The organism is Photobacterium salinisoli (assembly GCF_003614885.1).
GTDB classification, from domain to species: domain Bacteria; phylum Pseudomonadota; class Gammaproteobacteria; order Enterobacterales; family Vibrionaceae; genus Photobacterium; species Photobacterium salinisoli.
In genome coordinates this window covers 40,029-60,150 of sequence record NZ_QZMS01000018.1, presented here as the reverse complement: position 1 = coordinate 60,150, position 20,122 = coordinate 40,029, and the positions used below count along the sequence as shown (strand labels likewise).

At 50.6% G+C, this 20,122-nt stretch carries 19 protein-coding genes; 3 read left to right on the top strand and 16 right to left on the bottom strand.

Going from position 1 to position 20,122, the window contains the following annotated elements; all coding sequences use genetic code 11:
• Nucleotides 1–10 precede the first annotated feature (10 nt).
• The 15 genes from rnhB to rpsB all read right to left on the bottom strand — a co-directional run bounded on the left by rnhB (nt 11) and on the right by rpsB (nt 15,038).
• Nucleotides 11–619, bottom strand: coding sequence for a ribonuclease HII (gene rnhB / locus D6M16_RS21750; RefSeq protein WP_276131422.1), 609 nt, complete (start codon nt 617–619; stop codon nt 11–13).
• A gap of 43 nt (nt 620–662) precedes the next feature.
• A complete protein-coding gene (gene lpxB / locus D6M16_RS21745) occupies nt 663–1,802 on the bottom strand; it encodes a lipid-A-disaccharide synthase (protein ID WP_120513938.1) in 1,140 nt (379 codons plus the stop codon).
• A 1-nt stretch (nt 1,803) separates the two neighbouring features.
• Nucleotides 1,804–2,592 (bottom strand): acyl-ACP--UDP-N-acetylglucosamine O-acyltransferase, encoded by a 789-nt coding sequence (lpxA, locus tag D6M16_RS21740; protein ID WP_120513937.1) that lies wholly within the window; start codon nt 2,590–2,592, stop codon nt 1,804–1,806.
• Nucleotides 2,589–3,044, bottom strand: a complete 456-nt coding sequence (gene fabZ, locus D6M16_RS21735; RefSeq protein ID WP_027251674.1) for a 3-hydroxyacyl-ACP dehydratase FabZ — start codon at nt 3,042–3,044, stop codon at nt 2,589–2,591. The genes lpxA and fabZ overlap by 4 nt, the downstream gene beginning before the upstream one ends.
• Nucleotides 3,045–3,148: 104 nt before the next feature.
• Nucleotides 3,149–4,177: a UDP-3-O-(3-hydroxymyristoyl)glucosamine N-acyltransferase gene (gene lpxD, locus D6M16_RS21730; RefSeq protein WP_120513936.1), complete on the bottom strand. Its 1,029-nt coding sequence runs from the start codon at nt 4,175–4,177 to the stop codon at nt 3,149–3,151.
• A gap of 209 nt (nt 4,178–4,386) precedes the next feature.
• A complete protein-coding gene (locus tag D6M16_RS21725; protein WP_046222032.1) occupies nt 4,387–4,896 on the bottom strand; it encodes an OmpH family outer membrane protein in 510 nt (169 codons plus the stop codon).
• A gap of 19 nt (nt 4,897–4,915) precedes the next feature.
• The gene (bamA, locus tag D6M16_RS21720) at nt 4,916–7,333 is read right to left on the bottom strand and encodes an outer membrane protein assembly factor BamA (RefSeq protein WP_120513935.1); all 2,418 of its coding nucleotides are present in this window, start codon (nt 7,331–7,333) and stop codon (nt 4,916–4,918) included.
• A 36-nt stretch (nt 7,334–7,369) separates the two neighbouring features.
• Complete coding sequence (rseP, locus tag D6M16_RS21715; protein WP_120513934.1) at nt 7,370–8,725, bottom strand: sigma E protease regulator RseP; 1,356 nt, start codon at nt 8,723–8,725, stop codon at nt 7,370–7,372.
• The gene (gene ispC / locus D6M16_RS21710; protein ID WP_120513933.1) at nt 8,722–9,918 is read right to left on the bottom strand and encodes a 1-deoxy-D-xylulose-5-phosphate reductoisomerase; all 1,197 of its coding nucleotides are present in this window, start codon (nt 9,916–9,918) and stop codon (nt 8,722–8,724) included. The genes rseP and ispC overlap by 4 nt, the downstream gene beginning before the upstream one ends.
• A 149-nt stretch (nt 9,919–10,067) precedes the next feature.
• Nucleotides 10,068–10,916: a phosphatidate cytidylyltransferase gene (locus tag D6M16_RS21705; RefSeq protein WP_120513932.1), complete on the bottom strand. Its 849-nt coding sequence runs from the start codon at nt 10,914–10,916 to the stop codon at nt 10,068–10,070.
• Nucleotides 10,917–11,046: 130 nt separating this feature from the next.
• Complete coding sequence (locus D6M16_RS21700; protein WP_120513931.1) at nt 11,047–11,814, bottom strand: isoprenyl transferase; 768 nt, start codon at nt 11,812–11,814, stop codon at nt 11,047–11,049.
• Nucleotides 11,815–11,901: 87 nt separating this feature from the next.
• Complete coding sequence (frr, locus tag D6M16_RS21695; RefSeq protein WP_120513930.1) at nt 11,902–12,459, bottom strand: ribosome recycling factor; 558 nt, start codon at nt 12,457–12,459, stop codon at nt 11,902–11,904.
• 67 nt (nt 12,460–12,526) lie between these two features.
• The gene (gene pyrH / locus D6M16_RS21690; RefSeq protein WP_027251665.1) at nt 12,527–13,258 is read right to left on the bottom strand and encodes a UMP kinase; all 732 of its coding nucleotides are present in this window, start codon (nt 13,256–13,258) and stop codon (nt 12,527–12,529) included.
• A gap of 91 nt (nt 13,259–13,349) precedes the next feature.
• A complete protein-coding gene (gene tsf, locus D6M16_RS21685; protein ID WP_120513929.1) occupies nt 13,350–14,195 on the bottom strand; it encodes a translation elongation factor Ts in 846 nt (281 codons plus the stop codon).
• Nucleotides 14,196–14,309: 114 nt separating this feature from the next.
• Nucleotides 14,310–15,038, bottom strand: coding sequence for a 30S ribosomal protein S2 (rpsB, locus tag D6M16_RS21680; protein ID WP_027251663.1), 729 nt, complete (start codon nt 15,036–15,038; stop codon nt 14,310–14,312).
• A 327-nt stretch (nt 15,039–15,365) separates the two neighbouring features.
• Between rpsB and map the strand changes: the two genes are divergently transcribed.
• The 3 genes from map (at nt 15,366) to D6M16_RS21665 (ending at nt 19,555) form a co-directional block, all read left to right on the top strand.
• Nucleotides 15,366–16,163 (top strand): type I methionyl aminopeptidase, encoded by a 798-nt coding sequence (gene map / locus D6M16_RS21675; protein ID WP_120513928.1) that lies wholly within the window; start codon nt 15,366–15,368, stop codon nt 16,161–16,163.
• A gap of 176 nt (nt 16,164–16,339) precedes the next feature.
• Complete coding sequence (gene glnD / locus D6M16_RS21670) at nt 16,340–18,970, top strand: bifunctional uridylyltransferase/uridylyl-removing protein GlnD (RefSeq protein WP_120513927.1); 2,631 nt, start codon at nt 16,340–16,342, stop codon at nt 18,968–18,970.
• A 204-nt stretch (nt 18,971–19,174) separates the two neighbouring features.
• Complete coding sequence (locus tag D6M16_RS21665) at nt 19,175–19,555, top strand: DUF3461 family protein (RefSeq protein ID WP_120513926.1); 381 nt, start codon at nt 19,175–19,177, stop codon at nt 19,553–19,555.
• A gap of 71 nt (nt 19,556–19,626) precedes the next feature.
• Here D6M16_RS21665 and D6M16_RS21660 read toward each other — a convergent pair whose 3' ends face one another.
• A complete protein-coding gene (locus D6M16_RS21660; RefSeq protein WP_120513965.1) occupies nt 19,627–20,082 on the bottom strand; it encodes a flavodoxin in 456 nt (151 codons plus the stop codon).
• Nucleotides 20,083–20,122: the final 40 nt, after the last annotated feature.

Below are 20,122 nucleotides of genomic sequence, written 5' to 3'. Positions count from 1 at the left end.
CCGAAAGCCATTACTTCAAATTTTGCGCAATTCGCTCTCGAACTGGCTTAAAACTCTTACGGTGCTGATCAATCGCCCCGTGTGTTTCCAACGCCGCAAAGTGTGCTTTGGTCGGATAACCTTTGTGCTGGGCAAATCCGTAAGCGGGATACAGGGCATCTAAGGCTTGCATTTCTCTGTCGCGGGTCACTTTCGCCAGAATGGAGGCAGCACTGATCTCTGCCACCCGCATATCCCCTTTCACCACTGCCTGTGCCGGCACGGGTAACGATGGCACACGGTTACCGTCAATCAACACAAAATCGGGTTGTACAGACAAGCCAGCAACGGCTCGCTGCATAGCGACCATAGTGGCCTGCAGGATATTAAGCTCGTCAATTTCGTCCGGCTCACAGCGGCCCAAAGACCAGCTCAGTGCTTTTTCCTGAATTTCGTCAAACAACGCCAAGCGCTTTTTCTCGCTCAGCTTCTTCGAATCAGCGAGCCCGACAATGGGGTTAGCCGGATCGAGAATGACAGCTGCGGTTACGACAGCACCGACCAGCGGACCACGGCCAACCTCATCCACGCCTGCGATCAATCGGGCATCCGGATATATAAAAGGTTCGTATTGCATAATGTGTTTCACTCTGTCCGGTCAGTTAACACCGGCCACTGCTAGATTACTTGCCGATTAAAGTCAGCACGGCATCGGCAGCCTGCTTATCCGCATCACAACGGATAAGCTGGTGCAACCGGGTAAATTCGGCCATCAGCTCATGATTATCGGCAGTCAGGCTCTGCTCAACCGCCGCAGCCAGTTGCTCAGGCACACACTCATCTTGCAATAATTCAGGCACCAGTTCTCTGTCTGCCAGAATATTGGGTAATGACACGTATTTGGTCTTGAGCATGCGTTTGGCTATCCAGGCTGTCAGCGGTTTGACTTTATAGCCAACCACCATAGGACGCTTCACCAGCATACATTCCAGCGCCACGGTACCGGAAGCGAGTAGCACTGCATCTGATGCCGTCATGACATCACGTGCAGTATCATCAACCAGGACAAAATCCAATTCAGGCGCTGTCGCCTTCCAGGCCAGTTCAAACTGTTCACGGCGTTTCTGGTTCACCAGCGCTACCACAAAACCCAATTCAGGATGCTTCGCTTTCAGTAACTGGCAAGTCTGAATAAAAGGCTCTGCCAGCAGCCCCATTTCACCGCCACGGCTGCCAGGTAATACGGCCAGCCAGCGTTTATCGCTGTCCAGTCCCAGCTTTTGTCGGGCAGCGGCTTGGTCTGACTCTAACGGAATGGCATCCGCCATGGTATGACCGATAAATTCACACGGGACGTTAAATTTATCGTAGAAGGCTTTTTCAAAGGGCAGGAAGGCCAGAACCAGATTGGTCGCCGCTTCAATTTTGAAGATCCGCTTTTGCCGCCAGGCCCATACCGACGGGCTGACATAGTGGACAGTTTTGATACCCTGTGTCTTCAGGTCTTTTTCCAGACGCAGATTAAAATCAGGTGCATCAATGCCCACGAAAACATCCGGCGGATTGGCTGAGAAATACTTAACCAGCTCGGCTTTAATATGAAACAAGCGGGGCAGCCGACCGAGAACCTCAACGATCCCCATGACCGCCAGCTCTTCCATATCAAACAGGGCTTCACATCCCTGCGCCTGCATACGGGGACCCGCAACGCCGACAAACTCAGCATCCGGATAGCGCGCTTTGACCGCTTCGATAAAGCCGGCCCCTAAAATATCGCCGGAGATCTCCCCGGCGACGATTCCAATTCGAAGAGGCTTGGCCATATCAGCGAATAATTCCGCGTTCGGTATTGTTCAGTGCATCCAGCAACAGACCAACTGACGGCCAGTCTTTTGCCATGTCTTCCAACACAGGTTTCACCTCTGTCTGCGTTTTACCCGAGCGGTAAATCTCTTTATAGGCACGGCGCAAGGCATGGATTTCAGGCTTTTCAAAGCCATTACGCTGCAAGCCCACAATATTCAGTCCGAATGGTGTGGCATGGTTACCCTGGGCCAGGACATAAGGCGGCACGTCCTGCACCACGGCAGAACAGCCACCGACATAGCTGTACGCACCCACAGTACAGAATGGATGGATGGCTGACAGCGCCATCACACCAGCGTAATCGCCGACCACCACATGGCCACCCAAAATTGAGTTGTTACCAATATGGGTGTGATTACCAATCACGACATCGTGAGCAACGTGGGCATTGACGCACAGCAGGTTGTCATCACCAATAATGGTGACGCCTTTATCCTGTACCGTGCCACGATGGATCTGTACGCTTTCGCGGATCACATTGCGATCGCCAATTTCCAGGCGGGTCGGTTCACCGTTGTATTTCTTGTCCTGGCACTCTTCACCGACAATCGCATAAGGAAAAATGCGATTATCCTTACCAATCGTGGTCGGGCCTTTGATCACAACGTGTGACATGATCTCGTTGCCGTCGCCAATTTCGACATCTTTGCCAATGTAAGTAAAAGGGCCAACAGTAACATTGGCGCCGATTATCACACCGTCTTCAATCACCGCTGATGGGTGAATTTGTGCTGTTTCGTGAATCATGAAAACTCTCGTCTCGCGCATTTCAACTCAGCAGAACACACAACATCGCCGTCCACTTTCGCAATACCATTAAACATGGCAATACCGCGGCGCTCTTTCAGGAATTCCACTTCAATCACCAGCTGGTCGCCTGGGCCAACGGGTTTACGGAATTTCGCATTATCAATGCTGGCAAAGTAATACAGTTCATTTTCTGCCGGCGCACCAAAGGTTTTAAACGCCAGCAAGCCAGTGGCCTGTGCCATGGCTTCAAGAATCAGCACACCAGGAAAAACAGGCATTTTCGGGAAGTGGCCGGTAAATTGCGGCTCATTGACGGAAACGTTTTTTATCGCTGTCAGTGTTTTGCCTTCTTCGTAGTTAACAACACGATCAACCATCAGAAAAGGATAACGGTGCGGAAGAAGTGCTTGGATCTCGGTGATATTCAGCGTTTTGTTTTCGCTAGTCAAAACTGCATTCCTGTCTAAAAAGTTAATAAAGCGCCGGACAAAAACGTAAACAGCCTACGTAATAAGTGACGCAGGCCCTGAAGCGGCAAAATGAGAACGAAAAACTACTGATTATCTTTTTCGAGTTTTTTCTCTACAGATTTCAATCGCTTATTCATTTCTTCAATTTTCAGAACACGTGCCGCCGTTTTACGCCATTCCCGGTTAGTCTGTAGTGGGATACCGGATGAATACACGCCAGGCTCAGTAATAGGTCGCATGACCATTGCCATACCAGTCACAGTCACGCCATCGGTAATTTCCATATGGCCATTGAACACACTGGCTCCGCCAATAAAACAATGTTTACCTACTTTCAGGCTGCCTGCCATAACCGTGGCACCTGCAACAGCAGTACTTTCTCCAATGGAAACGTTATGGGCAATCTGGCACTGGTTATCAATGATAACACCATCAGCGATCAGGGTATCCTCAAGCGCACCACGATCAATAGTGGTACAAGCTCCGATCTCTACCCTGTTACCAATACGCACTGTGCCCAGCTGAGGAATTTTTTGCCACTGGCCTTTATCGTTCGCATAGCCAAAGCCATCAGAGCCAATCACAGTCCCCGACTGAACCAGGCAGTCGTCACCCAGCACAACATTGTGATAAATACTGACATTGGCCCATAGCTTAGTGCGACTGCCAAGGCGCGCACCTTTACCGATAAAGCAACCGGGACCCACCTGAACATGATCGCCAAGCACCACACCGGATTCGATCACGGCATTATGACCAACGGCAACACCCTCACCCAGTACGGCGTCAGGGGCAATATAGGCGGATGGCGCAATGTCTACCGCGCTGGCTGGTGTGGAATCCAGCCACTGAGCCACTTTGGCGTAGGCCAGGTAAGGATCTTTAACTATCAGTGCATTACCGTCGAAATATTCAGCATCAGCGGGTGTCAACATCACCGCTGTTGCCTTGCACGCTTGCAGATGCTGGCGGTATTTACTGCTGGAAAGGAAAGTGATCTGGCCAGAGCCTGCCTGACCCAACCCTGCGATTGCTGTGACTTCGGCCGCTGCGTCACCACGCAGCTCCGCACCTAATTTTTCTGCTAATGCAGCAAGCGTCAATGCAGCCATTATTTACCTTAAAATTTCGTTTTGTACGTACTGCGCCTTATTATCTGCGGAGTAAGAGACAATGCAAAGGGATAACGCAGAAACGCCCACAATTTGAACAATGTTCACATAATAATGTCATTTTGGATACTACGAGCGAATACACCAGACGGGCCTTGATTCCCTTCCCGGTGTACTCACTCGCCGGCACTCAGTGAAACAAGATATCCTTATTTCACCGCTGACATCACTTTCGCAGACAGATCATCTTTAGGATTGGCAAACAAAATTGCCTGACCATCAACAACCATATCGTAGCCTTCACGTTTGGCTACATCCTGAATCGCTGTACGCAGTTTCATGGCCAGCTTTTGCTGCTCTTCTGACGCACGACGCGCCTGATCTTCCTGCAGGGCACGCGCTTTCTGCTTGAACTGACTGTCCAGGGTCTGCAGCTCATTTTGCAGTTTAGTCTTGTCGCTGGCGCTCATCAGCTGACCATCACGCTTGAGCTTTTCCAGCTTGGATTTGATATTGGTTTCCAGCGAGCGCAATTCTGTTACCCGTCCCTGGAACTCGTTTCGCAGCTTATCCTGCAAGTTGTAACGCTGCGCCAGTTGCGCCATAGCTTGAGTCGTAGCCACATAACCTACCTTCTCAGCCGCTGCCGCTGCCTGGGTATACATAGATGATGAAAGAACGACCAGACTAAGACCGGCTGCTTTAATCCACTGTTTCAAAGGCTCTCTCCTTAAAGGGTTAGAATGTACGTCCGATAGTAAATGTGAAGAATTCTTCGTCATCGCCATCGTATTTCTTAAGTGGCCTCGCTACCGAAAAGACCAGAGGTCCCATTGGTGACATCCACTGCAGAGCCGCACCATATGAAGCACGGATCAGGAAAGGATCTGAATAGTCATACAGAAAATCGCCATCCTGTCCGCTCAAATCGTATTCTGTGTCCCACACGTTACCGGCATCAATAAACAGGCTGGTACGGATCTGATTCCTCGCTTCTTCAGAAGCAAACGGCGTCGGGACGATCAGCTCAACACTGGCCAGTGCGACAGCATTACCGCCCGCCGCATCATCAGAACCTGTCGCACAGCTGTTATTACCGCCTATGCTGCCACCGCTATCACAGCCGCCAACGTAGACGGCTTTCGGACCCACAGTGTTGGAACGGAACCCCCGCAGGGTAGAGAAGCCACCCGCGTAGAAGTTTTCATAAAACGGCAACAGCTGATCACTGCCATTATCCGTTGTACCGTAACCATTACCATAGCCCAGCCGGCCGCGAAGCAACAGGGTAAAGTCCTGTTCCTGAGTTAACGGGAAGTACTGGCGGACATCATACTGCGCTTTGAAATACTGGGCATCTGAACCCGGTACTGTCATGCGGAAGGTGGCACGCTGATGGTTACCTGCTGTCGGGAAAAAGCCACGGTTCAGGTTATTGCGTGTCCAGGAAACCGACCAGTCAAAGTCGTCCAGCTCTATAGAAGTGTTGGCTTGATCAAAGTCATGAATTTGTTTGAATTTTTCGATCTGATAATACTCTTCCGTATTCGAGATCTTGTTATGGTCATAGCCCAGACCAAATTCAAAGAAATTCAGTTCATCATACGGGAAACCCCAGGTCAGACTGGCGCCGTAGCTCTGGTTGGTATAGTCAGAAATGTTAGCGTCAGAGGCTTCAAACTCGTTGTAGTAAACTTTACCGCCCAGACTGATGCCATCCAGCGTGAAATACGGGTCGCGGTACTCGACACTGACGTTTTTCTGGTAATCATTCATCATGGCACTGATGCCGAAACGGTTACCGGTTCCCAGGAAGTTATCCTGCTGAATACCGGCCTGAAAAGAGACACCGGATTCAGTACCATAACCCACACCAAAGTTGATGTTGCCGGCGTTTGCTTCTTTCACCTTGTACTGAACATCAACCTGATCTTCGGTGCCCGGAACACGCACTGTCTGTACATCAACCGATTCAAAGAAACCGGTACGGTTCAGACGCTCTTTACCACGTTCAATCGACTTGGAGTTGAGCCAGCTGCCTTCCATCTGGCGCATTTCGCGACGCAACACTTCATCCTGGGTTGAGGTATTGCCAGAAAAAGCAATATTACGCACGTAAATACGTTTGCCCGGCTCAACGTTAACCAACAGGGACACCTGCTGATTGGTATCGTCAAACTCTGGAATCGTATTCACCTGCGGGTAGGCATAGCCCAATTCGCCAAGCCGGCGTTTTATCGACTCTTCCAACCCTGTGACTTTTGCACCGTTGTAAATATCACCCTCTTTAAAGGTGACCAGCCCGGCCAGTTCGCCCTGCGCACCAACCAGGTTACCGCGGAATTTGACGCCTTTGACCGTATACTGCTGCCCTTCATTGATATTCAGGGTGATGTACACCCCTTTCTTATCAGGGGAGATAGAGACATGGGTCGATTCAAGCTTATACTTCAGATAACCGTTGTTAAGGTACTGAGAACGCAGGGTTTCCAGATCACCAGCCAGTACCTGTTTCTGATACTTTTCATCGGCCAGGAAGTTCCACCAGGGCACATCAGCCTGCAGATTGAATTTGTCGCGCAGATCTTCATCGGTAAACACCTTGTTTCCAATGAAATTGATTTGCTGAATTTTCGCCGATACCCCTTCGGTAAAGACAAATTTCAGATCAGCACGATTTCGTGGCAATGGGGTCACAACAGCCTTAACGCTGGCATTGTATTTACCCACGCTGTAGTAGAAATCTTCCAGACCTTTCTCAATCTTACTCAGCGTCGTACGATCCAGTGCTTCACCCACCGTGATCTTTGAGGCGTTCAGATTTTCCTGGAGCTGTTCGTCTTTGATGGCCTTGTTGCCAGAAAACGTGATACTGGCTATGGTCGGGCGTTCAATGACTTTCACCACTAAAGCATTACCCTCACGGAAAACCTGAATATCTTCAAAGTTACCTGAAGCAAACAAGGCCTGAATCATATCCGCGACGTCACGCTCATCGACCGAATCACCAATTCTGACAGGCGTCTTCAGCAATGCAGCACCTAAGGCTACACGCTGTAATCCCTCAAAGCGGATATCATCCACCACAAATTGTTCCGCATGTACCACACTGCTGCCAAGCAAGAGGGATGCGACTAACAGTTTCTTCATCGCCATTACTGTTCTGATTATTCCTTGCTAAAAACGCACTTATTAAAGGCGGGTAAAATCATTTATGAGCGCTACAGCCATCAAAACGACTAAAATCACAGATCCAAGACGGTAACCAAGATCTTGTATACGCTCCGAAACAGGACGTCGTGTCACAGCTTCAATTGCAAAAAAGAGTAAATGCCCACCATCCAGCACAGGCAGCGGCAAGAGGTTCACTATACCCAGGTTAACGCTAATTAAAGCCAGAAAACCCAAAAAGTACACTATGCCATAGTCAGCCGTTGTTCCCGCACCTTTGGCGATAGAAATCGGGCCGCTTAAATTCTTCAGCGCCACATCCCCGGTCACCAGCTTGGTCACCATATCAAAGGTCAGTGTCACCAGTTGCCAGGTTTTTTCGGTGGCTTCGCCAATCGCTTCCAGAGGACCATACTGACGAACAAAACGCTGATCTGCTGGCCACTCTGACATAACAGGTGCGAAACCAGCGTATCCAACCCACTCACCACTTGGCAACTCTTTAGTAATGGGCGTCAGAGAAGCTTCCACCAGCTCGTTACCACGGCGCAGCTCAACAGTCAGTGCCTGATCCGGGCTGGAGCGAACCGCATCAACCACCTGCTGCCATTGAGTAATCGGCTGCTTGTCGATAGCGACAATCGTATCCCCTATTTCGAAGCCGGCTTTTTTGGCCGCTCCGTTATCCACCAGCTGACCAATTTCGAGCGTGATCGGCGGGGAAAACGGCGTGATACCCAGAGTAGTCAGTATACGCTCACTTTCCGGATCAAATGACCAGTTGCGCAAATCCAGATTAAATGTTTTTTCGTAAGATTCTTCCGATGGCACGGCTGTCAGCGTCATCGTATCATCACCAATATGGCTTATCATGGCCATATTGACGGATTCCCAATCCGGAGTTTGGATACCAGAAACTGACTTAAGTTCCATGCCGTTTTCGATACCGGCCTGGGCGGCTATTGATTGCGGTGCAACCTCTCCGATAACCGGCTTAACCGCAGGGACACCAATCAGGTACACAACCCAATAGGCAAAGATGGCAAAAACGAAGTTAGCAATAGGACCTGCCGCCACAATGGCACTTCTTTGCCACAATGATTTGTTATTGAAAGCCTGGTGGCGGCGTTCAGCCGGTACGGTGTCAACCCGCTCATCGAGCATTTTGACATAGCCGCCGAGTGGGATCATTGCCAGTATGTACTCGGTGCCTTGCTTGTCGACACGACGCCAGAGAGGTTTACCAAAACCAATGGAAAAACGCTCCACATACACGCCGCAACGGCGTGCAACCCAGAAGTGTCCGAATTCATGCACCGCGATTAAAATGCCCAGCGCAACGAGAAAGGCACCCAGATTCCACAAAATTCCCATCATTTAGCTACCTTCTGAATCACTTGCTGCGCCAACTGTCGTGCATCAGCATCTAACGCCATCACACACTCCAGACTCCGCGGCTCTGTCAGGTTAACCTGATCCAGCACCTGCTGGTTCACTCGCGCGATATCGGTAAAACGTATACCACCGGCCAGAAACTCTGCCACTGCCACCTCATTGGCAGCATTGAGCGACGTGGTTGCTGCCTGCCCACTGTAGCACGCATCTATCGCAAGCTGCAGACACGGATAACGCGACATATCCGGCGCCATAAAAGTCAGTTCTCCCGCTTGGGTAAAATCAAGCGGTTTCACACCGGCATCCACCCTTTCAGGATAGGCCATGGCAAAGGCGATTGGCGTCTGCATATCCGGCAATCCCATCTGCGCAACCACTGAGCCATCTTTGTACTGTACCATAGAGTGGATGACTGACTGGGGATGAATCAGCACCTCCATTTGCTCTCTAGACGCATTAAACAACCATCGGGCTTCTATGTACTCCAGCCCTTTATTCATCATAGTGGCCGAGTCGACGGAGATCTTTGGTCCCATCGACCAGTTTGGATGCGCAATGGCCATTTCCGGGGTCACAGTCTCCAGATCCCGAGGGTCGGTATAGCGAAATGGGCCGCCAGAGCCGGTCAGCAAGATCTTGCTGATCCCTGCCGCAGACAGATCACAACGCCCGGTCTGCTGTTGAACACCTAAAGGTAGACACTGATAGATAGCATTATGTTCACTGTCCACCGGTAATAATTCTGCGTCATACTTCGCAACGGCATCAATAAACATCTGGCCAGACATCACCAGGGCTTCCTTATTGGCCAGCAGAACACGTTTTCCGGCTTTGACCGCAGACATAGTCGGCATCAGTCCGGCCGCCCCCACTATGGCGGCCATTACGGTATCCACTTCATCCAGCGCGGCAATCTCGCACATGCCAGCGACACCTGCCAGTACCTGAGTGGCGACACCGTGAGCTTTCAACTGCCCGGACAGTTCACGTGCGGCCTGCTCACAGGCCATAGCAGCAAACTTGGGCTGCCACTGACAGCAAAGTTCAAACATTTTACGGCTGTCTGTACCCGCGGCCAGCGCGACCACTTCAAAATGGTCAGGATTGTTTGCCACTACGGCCAGTGTACTGGTGCCAATTGATCCCGTTGCTCCAAGAATCGTTAACTTACGCATACCTTCACTACTTTACGAATTCTGGCTGTTCTCAGCCATCATCCTAACCTTCATTTTCAGTCAGTGTGTGAACAAGGGGTCAACACACTATCAAGGGTATCAAAATCAAAATGGGGGAAGTGGTTACCCGCTTCCCCCCGAATCAGGTCTCAGATAAGCCAGAGATAGAGCAATGCAAAGACAGGCAATGCTGCCGTCAGGCTGTCTATCCGATCCAGAATACCACCGTGCCCAGGTAATATCTGTCCACTGTCTTTAATTCCGGAAACTCGCTTGAGCATACTTTCTGCCAGATCACCAAATACAGAGGCAATCACAGTCAACACCACTGTCACTAACAGTGCACCGCTATTATTAAAGGTTATACCAAACAGTTCTGCGGTTGCCCACGCGACGACCACTGCCAGCACTACACCACCGGCAAGCCCTTCAAGGGTTTTATTCGGGCTGACTCTGGGAGCCATTTTGTGGCGGCCAAATCGCTTACCCGCGAAATAAGCCCCGCTGTCAGCCGCCCAGACCAGTAAACACACCAACAGAACCAGTTTGGCGCCCAGATAGGGGGATTCGGCATAATTAACAGCACGTAGCATGACGACGCCCCAGAAAAAGGGAATCAGGGTGAGTAAGCCAAAAAGGTAGCGAAGTGTGGTTGAACGAACCCAGAAGCCAGATTGGTTCGGATAGGTCACGACCAGTAAACAGGCAAACAACCACCAGGCGCCACCTGCCGCTAACATGATGTGATGTGGAAATTGCAAATTACCCAATTCGATGGCATCAGCAGGGAGGGCCAGTAACGACGCCAGTAAGACTAAGACAGGGGGTACCATTGCCAGCAGGCGTGAACGGGCATTTACAAACTGGGTCCATTCCCAGAAGCCAGCCAGGGTGATACCTGCGATAGCCAACATAAAACCCGAAAAAGGTAGCAGGAAGATTCCGGCTATCACTAATGGCGCCAGAACCAATGCAGTCAAAATTCGTTGCTTAAGCAAGCTTGTTCCTCTCGTTATTATTTATCGTTGTCGCTTCTCAGCAATATCTTGCTTGGCAGCAATCCAACAAGCCACGAGCTTGTTTTCAGAATGGCAGCGGGGTTCCATTTTCCACGCTACCATCTTGGTGTTACTGAGCTTTCAGTAACTTTTTTATTTGTTCACCCGTACAACCAAAACGACGCTCCCGATCCATGAACCAGGCAATAGCATCGGCTAAGGTATTTTCATCAAAATCAGGCCAGAGTTGCGGTGTGAAATACAACTCGGCATAGGCGGTCTGCCACAGCATAAAGTTGCTGATCCGGCATTCACCACTGGTACGAATAAGAAGATCGACATCAGGCAAACCACTGGTGGATAAGCGAGCAGCCAGCATGTCTTCAGTGATATCGTCCGGGGTCAGCCCCTGCTCGGCCACGTCTCTGGCAAGAGCCTGAGTGGCCTGAAGAATATCCCATTGCCCGCCATAATTTGCCGCCACGTTCAGCACCATGCCGGTGTTGGCAGCGGTTAAGGTTTCGGCTGCCAGGATTTTGTCTTGAAGACGCTGACTGAAGCGGCTGGTGTCGCCAATAATTTTAAGACGGATGTTATTTTTGTGCAGACGCTTCACTTCCCGGCCAAGAACAGTCAGAAAGAGTTCCATCAATAAAGACACTTCATCTTCCGGGCGGCGCCAGTTCTCACTGCTGAATGCAAACAGAGTCACTACCTGGATACCAAGACGGCTCGCAGCAGAGACAGTTTTACGTACGGCTTCTACACCGGCTTTATGGCCAAACACCCGCGCTTTACCCTTTGCCTTAGCCCAGCGCCCGTTACCATCCATAATGATAGCCACGTGCTTGGGCAGGTTCTGGGTGTACCATTCAGTGCTGCTTGTATGCTCTGTCATACTTTTCCCTCAACAAAAAAGCGCCGTGCTGCACGCACAGCGCTTTAGAGCTTATCAAGCCAGAGTCAATAATAAGTAAGGAGAACCTTAAACTTCCATCAACTCTTTTTCTTTCGCTTCCAAAATGGTATCAATTTTCTTCACAGCGGCATCAGTCAGCTTCTGAATGTCATCCTGAGCACGACGATCATCGTCTTCTGAAATCTCTTTGTCTTTCAGTAGCGCCTTCACTTCTGCGTTGGCATCACGACGGATATTACGAATAGCGACACGGCCTTGTTCTGCTTCAGCGCGAACAACTTTAACCAGATCTTTACGACGCTCTTCCGTCAATGGTGGCAGTGGAACCCGGATAACCGTACCCGCAGATGAAGGGTTAAGGCCCAGATCCGACATCATGATCGCCTTTTCAATTTTAGGCGTCAGTTCTTTGTCGAATACCGTAATGGCCAGGGTACGGGCATCTTCAGCGATGACGTTAGCTACTTGACGCAGCGGCGTGTTAGATCCGTAGTAGTCAACCTGAATACCATCTAGCAAACTTGGATGTGCACGACCAGTACGCACTTTTGCCAGCTGAGTTTTCAGTGCTTCAACACTTTTGTCCATGCGCGTTTGCGCATCAGTTTTAATATCGTTAATCACGTTTGTACCCTTGAATAGTCGGTCTTAGCAGGAAGCTGTTTTCCTACCCTATCAATATGTTACGCCCTTACTCGCTGTGAGCGATCAAGGTACCTTCCGGCTCACCCATCACAACTTTACGCAGTGCGCCTGGTTTATTCATGTTGAACACACGAATCGGCATACCGTGGTCACGAGCCAATGTGAAGGCGGCGAGATCCATGACTTTCAGCTCTTGTTCCAGAACGTCCTGATAACCTAGCTTATCATAAAGAACAGCTTCTGGGTTTTTAACTGGATCGTCGCTGTAAACACCGTCCACTTTTGTGGCTTTCAGCACAACATCAGCTTCAATTTCAATACCGCGCAGACATGCCGCTGAATCTGTTGTAAAGAAAGGATTACCTGTACCTGCAGAGAAAATAACCACCCTGCCCTGGCGAAGCTGGCTGATAGCTTCTGCCCAGTTATAGCTGTCACAGACACCATTCAGCGGAATGGCTGACATTACTTTCGCGTTCACATAGGCACGGTGCAGCGCGTCACGCATGGCAAGGCCATTCATCACTGTCGCCAGCATACCCATGTGATCGCCCACAACTCGGTTCATACCCGCAGCAGCCAGACCTGCACCACGGAACAGGTTACCACCACCGATAACCAGACCAACTTGTACGCCCAGTTCTACCAGTTCTTTGATTTCCTGAGCCATGCGGTCAAGCACATGTGCATCAATACCAAAACCTTCGTCGCCCTGCAGCGCTTCGCCACTCAGTTTCAGCAGGATCCGTTGATAAGTCGGTTTAGGATTCGTGGTCATTTATTGTACCTTCCAGGCTTACTATAGAGATATGGAGTTGTAAAAAGACCGCAGCCTTGGCCACGGTCTTCTATAAGCAATTTGCGAAAGATTAACCTTTCTGCGCCAGAGCCACTTCTTCAGCGAAGCTCAGGCCTTCTGCTTTCTCAATACCTTCACCTACTTCCAGGCGGATAAAGGTAGAAACAGAAGCACCGCTTTCTTTCAGGAAATCACCTACAGATTTCTTTGGTTCCATGATGAAAGGCTGGCCAGTCAGAGAGACTTCACCAGTGAACTTCTTCATGCGGCCTTCAACCATCTTCTCAGCGATTTCTTGAGGCTTGCCTTCGTTCATGGCGATTTCAACCTGAACTTCACGCTCTTTTGCAACCACGTCAGCAGGTACGTCTTCTGGGTTCACGTACTCTGGGCGTGAAGCTGCAACGTGCATTGCAATGTGCTTCAGGGTTTCGTCTTCGCCGTTACCCGCAACAACAACACCGATACGGTCGCCGTGACGGTAAGAAGCCACTTTCTCACCTTCGATGTAAGCAACACGACGGATAGAGATGTTCTCACCAATTTTTGCAACCAGTGCAACACGCTTCTCTTCGAACTGAGCTTGCAGTTCAGCGATGTCAGCTTTGCTAGCCAGTGCAGCATCAGCGACTTCGTTGGCGAAAGTCAGGAAGTTACCGTCTTTAGCAACGAAGTCAGTCTGGCAGTTCACTTCTACCAGAGCAGCCAGATTGTCGTTGTTCTTGATGATGATAGAACCTTCAGCAGCGATGTTACCTGCTTTCTTAGCCGCTTTTGCAGCACCGCTCTTACGCATGTTCTCGATGGCCAGCTCGATATCAGCATTTGCTTCAACCAGTGCTTTTTTACATTCCATCATACCTGCGCCAGTACGCTCACGCAGTTCTTTAACCAGGGCAGCTGTAACTGTTGCCATTGTTATATCCTCAGTTTTCAAATCTTGGTGTAAAAATCAGGGGCCTGTAAACGGCCCCTGTTAACCATACTTAGTTTACACAAGGTAACTTAAGATGCTCAAAGGAGCGACTGATTACTCAGCTTCTACGAAACCGTCTTGCTCAGCCTGAACAGCGATGTCCTGGTTACGAGCTTCAGTAACAGTAGTTGCAACAGCACCTGTGTACAGCTGGATAGCACGGATTGCGTCATCGTTACCTGGGATAACGTAATCTACGCCGTCTGGGTTAGAGTTAGTATCTACGATAGAGAATACTGGGATACCCAGGTTGTTCGCTTCTTTGATAGCAATGTGCTCGTGATCAGCATCGATAACGAACATTGCGTCTGGCAGACCGCCCATGTTCTTGATACCGCCCAGAGATTTCTCCAGTTTTTCCATTTCACGAGTACGCATCAGCGCTTCTTTCTTAGTCAGCTTGTCGAAAGTACCATCGGTAGACTGAGTCTCCAGATCTTTCAGACGCTTGATTGACTGACGAACAGTTTTCCAGTTAGTCAGCATACCGCCCAACCAACGGTTGTTCACGTAGTACTGATCACAGCTGTTTGCTGCTTCTTTGATAGATTCGCTTGCAGCACGCTTAGTACCAACGAACAGGATTTTACCTTTGCGAGCAGCGATCTTGTTGATTTCTGCCAGCGCTTCGTTGAACATTGGTACAGTTTTTTCAAGGTTGATGATGTGTACACGGTTACGAGCACCGAAGATGAATGGCTTCATCTTAGGGTTCCAGTAACGGGTTTGGTGACCAAAGTGTACACCAGCCTTCAGCATGTCGCGCATTGATACAGTTGCCATTGAATATTCCTCAATTGGGGTTAGGCGTCCACATATCCCATGCTACCGACCCTTGACCTTGTTACGGCCGACTTACTCATAAGTCTTGGGCACCCCGGAGCACGTGTCGATATGTGTGAGTGATTAAATAAAATAATGTTTTCGTAATCTGACCCGCAGTACCGACTTTCGCCGAAGCACAATATGCCAAATTACGGCGCGCTTTATACCATATTCAGACCGCAAAAATCCAGTCAAAATCTTCTGCGCAGGCCAAAGTCAGTTTTCATCCTCCGCTCTCGCTGATACCATATAAAGTATAGAGACTGACAGAGCAGAGAAGTTTGCATGAGCATTAAGATCAAGACGGCTGAAGAAATTGAAAAAATGCGCGTGGCCGGCCAGCTGGCCGCCGACGTACTGGAAATGATTGAGCCGTATGTCAAACCTGGCGTATCCACTGAAGAACTGAACCGGATTTGTCATGAGTACATCACCGAAACTCAGGGTGCGATCCCGGCTCCGCTGAACTATCACGGTTTCCCTAAATCCATCTGTACGTCGATCAATCATGTGGTGTGTCACGGTATTCCGAGCGAGCAAGACATATTGAAGGATGGCGATATCATCAACATTGATATCACAGTCATTAAAGATGGTTACCACGGCGATACCTCTAAAATGTTCGAAGTGGGTGACGTCTCTCTGGAAGACAAGCGCCTGTGCCGTGTCGCGCAGGAAAGCCTTTATCAGGCCATTAAAAAGGTGAAGCCAGGCACCAAGCTGGGCGAAATTGGCACCACAATCCAGAAGTTTGTCAAAAACGGCAACAGCCGTTTCACCATTGTCAGAGACTACTGTGGCCACGGCATCGGCGATGAATTCCATGAAGAGCCGCAGGTCGTCCATTACAAAAACGCCGATCGCACGGTACTGAAAGCGGGTATGTGTTTTACCATCGAGCCAATGATCAATGCCGGTAAATTCGGTTGCCTCCTTGATGATGAGGACGGCTGGACGGTATACACAGTCGATGGCAAGAAATCGGCACAATGGGAACACACACTGCTGGTCACCGATACCGGCTGTGAAATCCTGACCCTGCGTAAAGAAGAAAGCCTGCCTCGGGTGATGAAAAACGCCTGATCCGCAGCTCAATCAGACCACAACTGAGCATTGACTCAAAGCCAGCACATTGCTGGCTTTTTTGTTGCCCTAATTCAGGCTAGAGTAAAGAGACGACAATTTCCCCAGTCACCAGCAAAGGCTTGGGAAAAGGCTTTATTGCCCGTCACTGATACCTCAACATGGCATGGACAGCAATGACACAGATTCAATCCGAACCTCACACCCCAGCCAGCTGCGAAGACACAGCTCAGCTTCTTACCATGCTCAAAGAAGAGCTGGAGCAATTCAACGAGCAGCAGCAGTTGCTGTTCTCCCAGCATGTTCCTGTGACCGAGCTGGTTGAAGCCAGAGCGGGCTGTATTGACCGGCTGCTTCGCCATCTCTGGCCTCAGTTCGGCCTCAATCAGCGCGACGATCTCTCGCTGGTTGCAGTCGGCGGATACGGTCGCGGCGAGCTGCATCCCTTGTCTGACGTCGACATCCTGCTGCTCAGTGCCACCCCGCTTGATAACCACACGGGGAAACAAATCAGTGAGTTTCTGACCTTATTGTGGGATCTCAAGCTGGAAGTGGGTCACAGCGTCCGTACCGTTGAAGAGTGTATCAATATCGGGCTGGAAGATTTGACCGTAGCCACCAATCTCCAGGAAGCGCGCTTGCTGTGCGGCAGTGAAGACAGCTTTCTGCAATTACAGGATCAGGTCAATTCCGGCAAATTCTGGCCAAGCGAAGCCTTCTACCGTGCCAAAGTCGAAGAACAGCGCATCCGCCATGCCCGTTATCACGACACCACCTATAATCTGGAACCTGATATCAAATCCAGCCCTGGCGGTCTGCGTGACATTCACACCCTGAGCTGGGTCGCCCGCCGCCATTTTGGCGCGACCAATCTGCTGGAAATGAGTCGGTTCGGATTCCTGACCGATGCTGAATACCGTGAGCTGTATGAATGTCAGGCCTCTCTGTGGCGCATCCGTTTTGCTCTGCATTGCGAACTCAAACGTTACGATAACCGACTGACCTTCGAGCATCAGGCTTCCGTCGCACAAAAGCTGGGCTACGAAGGGGAAGGCAACAAGCCGGTCGAAATGATGATGAAAGAGTTTTACCGGACGCTCAGGCGTGTGGCCGAGCTCAACAAAATGCTGCTGCAGCTGTTTGATCAGGCGATACTAAAAAACGGTGACGAGTTAGCCATCGTCGATCTGGACGAGGATTTCCGCCTGGTCGGCAACCTGATCGAAGCCAGGAAACCCGCTCTGTTTCAGGCGCGTCCGGAAACCATTCTCGACATGTTCCTGCATATCGCAGGCAATTCAGAGATAGAAGGCATTTCAGCCCCCACGCTGCGCCAGTTACGCACTGCTCGCCGGCGTCTGAACCGCTTTTTGGTCGATATTCCTGAAGCCCGCGAAAAATTCATGGCACTGGTGCGCCAGCCAAATGCCCTGAACAAAGCTTTCCGCCTGATGCACCGCCACGGTGTGCTTGCCGCTTATCTGCCACAGTGGAGCCAAATCGTCGGGCAAATGCAGTTCGATCTGTTCCACGTTTATACCGTTGATGAGCACAGTGTCCGCCTGCTCAAACACATGAACAAATTCAGCGATCCGACCAACCGGGAGTTGCACCCTATCTGCTGTGAAGTGTATCCGCGTATTCAGAAAAAAGAATTGCTGATACTGGCGGCAATTTTCCACGACATCGCCAAAGGACGAGGTGGCGACCATTCCGAGCTCGGGGCAGACGACGCCTACCGTTTCTGTCTTGAGCATGGTCTGTCCCGTCCGGAAGCCAATCTGGTCACCTGGCTGGTCAAAAATCACCTGCTGATGTCTGTCACCGCTCAGCGCAGAGACATCTATGATCCGGATGTGATCACGGAATTTGCCAAGGCAGTGCGCGATGAGGAGCGATTGGATTATCTGATTTGCCTGACTGTGGCAGATATCTGCGCCACCAATCAGGAGCTGTGGAACAGCTGGAAGCGCACCTTGCTGGCCGAGCTGTATTACTCCAGCCAGAAAGCGCTGCGCCGCGGCCTTGAAAACCCGCCCGATGTCCGCGAACGTATTCGTCACAACCAGCAGATGGCCTCTGCCCTGCTGCGCAGCCAGGGCTTCAGCCAGCGTGAAGTCGACGTGCTCTGGCAACGTTTTAAAGCCGACTATTTTCTGCGTCACACCCACCAGCAGATTGCCTGGCATGCCGAAGCGCTGCTGAAACATGAGAATCCGGATGAGCCGCTGATCCTGATCAGCAAAAAGCCGACCCGTGGCGGTACCGAAGTGTTCGTATACAGCCGGGACAAAGCCAAGCTGTTTGCCATTGTCGTGGCCGAGCTGGATAAGAAAAACCTCAGCGTTCATGATGCACAAATCATGACCAGTAAAGATGGCTACACCTTAGATACCTTCATGGTGCTCGATCCAAACGGCGATCCCCTGACGGACAACCGCCGCGCCACAGTTCGGGACGATCTTATCCATGCCCTGGACACTATGGTGTCGGTGCGGCGCAATAAGCGTCCGCCGCGCAAACTGCGCCATTTCAACGTCAAAACCCAGGTCGATTTTCTGCCAACCAAAACCGGCAAAAAGACCATGATGGAGCTGGTGGCGCTGGACATGCCGGGACTGCTTGCCCGGATAGGCTCAGTGTTTGCAGACTTGAATGTCAGTCTGCAGGCCGCCAAGATCACCACCATAGGGGAACGAGCAGAAGACTTTTTTATTCTGGTCAATGAGGAAGGTCAGCAACTGACCACAGAGCAGGAGTCGGCGCTCAAGGCGGCATTGATTGAACGTATTGACGACGCGACATAGCCGAAGCAGTCAGCCCGTCATCGAAACATGACGGGCTGTTGCGAATCCTTGACGCAGATTCTGCGCCGCATGCAAGATTTAACCCGCATAAATTGCTAGAGTAGCAACAAACTGCCTCTATCAACGCCAGTGAAATGCCACTTGGGTTCGCATTTGTTGTACTGAGCGCAGACGGTTTATTGACTGAAACAACACGAGGCCGCCATGTACCCCAACCTTACCAGCCTGGGCATCGAACACCCTGAACGCATTGAAAGTTATAGTCTGCGCCAGGAAGCTGCGAATGACATTCTGAAAATCTACTTCGCCAAAGCAAAAGGAGAGCTTTTTGCCAAAAGCATGAAGTTCAAATTTCAACGCCAGTCTAAGTCTGTCATCGTAAACAGCGGCAACCGTGAAGCCAAGGAAGTCTCGGAGATCAACCGCAAGCTGACTTTTGTGACCGACGAGCTAGATAAAATCACCAAAAAACGCCACACCGATGTCGACATCAAGAAAAAGATTCTGGACGATTTACGCCATCTGGAACAGGTGGTCAGCCATAAAATTGCCGAGATCGAATCCGATCTGGCCAAACTGAAGTGATAAGTCGTAAGTCAGAAACAGGGCACCTGCTGTGGTGCCCTGTTTGAATACTGCTGTGTGAGCGACTTGAATTACTGCACTTTTTTCATAAAATCCTGCAGCCAGGGCAGCGCCGCTTCCGCCGGATCAAAATTGACGCAGGCATCAATATCCAGACGCGAAGTCACGGGCTTAGCCTGCAGCTCCTGAAGTAATGCGTCAAACTGCCGGCCACCGCCACAGTATCTGTCCTCACCGTAACTGGAATCCCCCATCGCTATCACGCCATAGTTGAGCGACGGCATCAGCGGGAACTGATCATTCAGCGCAGTAAACAGCGGTAACAGGTTTTCGGGGATCTCCCCCTGTCCTGTGGTGGAAGTAACCACCAGCGCGACCTGATCCCGGTAAGCAAGAAAATCATCCAGACTGGGATCTGTGAACAGTTCCGCATCGTGGCCATGGGTTTTCAGCTCGCTGACGATTTCTTCAGCAACTTCCTCAGCCCCGCCAAACACGGAGCCCACAAATACACCAATCGTTGCCATCACAGTCACACCTCACTCCCTGTATAAATTTCAAAAACCT

Excerpts from the sequence above, each read along its gene's own strand:
- lpxB (WP_120513938.1), bottom strand. The coding sequence starts at position 1,802 with ATGGCCAAGCCTCTTCGAATTGGAATCGTCGCCGGGGAGATCTCCGGC.
- lpxA (WP_120513937.1), bottom strand. The coding sequence starts at position 2,592 with ATGATTCACGAAACAGCACAAATTCACCCATCAGCGGTGATTGAAGAC.
- lpxD (WP_120513936.1), bottom strand. The coding sequence starts at position 4,177 with ATGGCTGCATTGACGCTTGCTGCATTAGCAGAAAAATTAGGTGCGGAG.
- bamA (WP_120513935.1), bottom strand. The coding sequence starts at position 7,333 with ATGGCGATGAAGAAACTGTTAGTCGCATCCCTCTTGCTTGGCAGCAGT.
- rseP (WP_120513934.1), bottom strand. The coding sequence starts at position 8,725 with ATGATGGGAATTTTGTGGAATCTGGGTGCCTTTCTCGTTGCGCTGGGC.
- ispC (WP_120513933.1), bottom strand. The coding sequence starts at position 9,918 with ATGCGTAAGTTAACGATTCTTGGAGCAACGGGATCAATTGGCACCAGT.
- D6M16_RS21700 (WP_120513931.1), bottom strand. The coding sequence starts at position 11,814 with ATGACAGAGCATACAAGCAGCACTGAATGGTACACCCAGAACCTGCCC.
- pyrH (WP_027251665.1), bottom strand. The coding sequence starts at position 13,258 with ATGACCACGAATCCTAAACCGACTTATCAACGGATCCTGCTGAAACTG.
- tsf (WP_120513929.1), bottom strand. The coding sequence starts at position 14,195 with ATGGCAACAGTTACAGCTGCCCTGGTTAAAGAACTGCGTGAGCGTACT.
- rpsB (WP_027251663.1), bottom strand. The coding sequence starts at position 15,038 with ATGGCAACTGTATCAATGCGCGACATGCTGAAGGCTGGTGTACACTTT.
- map (WP_120513928.1), top strand. The coding sequence starts at position 15,366 with ATGAGCATTAAGATCAAGACGGCTGAAGAAATTGAAAAAATGCGCGTG.
- glnD (WP_120513927.1), top strand. The coding sequence starts at position 16,340 with ATGACACAGATTCAATCCGAACCTCACACCCCAGCCAGCTGCGAAGAC.
- D6M16_RS21665 (WP_120513926.1), top strand. The coding sequence starts at position 19,175 with ATGTACCCCAACCTTACCAGCCTGGGCATCGAACACCCTGAACGCATT.
- D6M16_RS21660 (WP_120513965.1), bottom strand. The coding sequence starts at position 20,082 with ATGGCAACGATTGGTGTATTTGTGGGCTCCGTGTTTGGCGGGGCTGAG.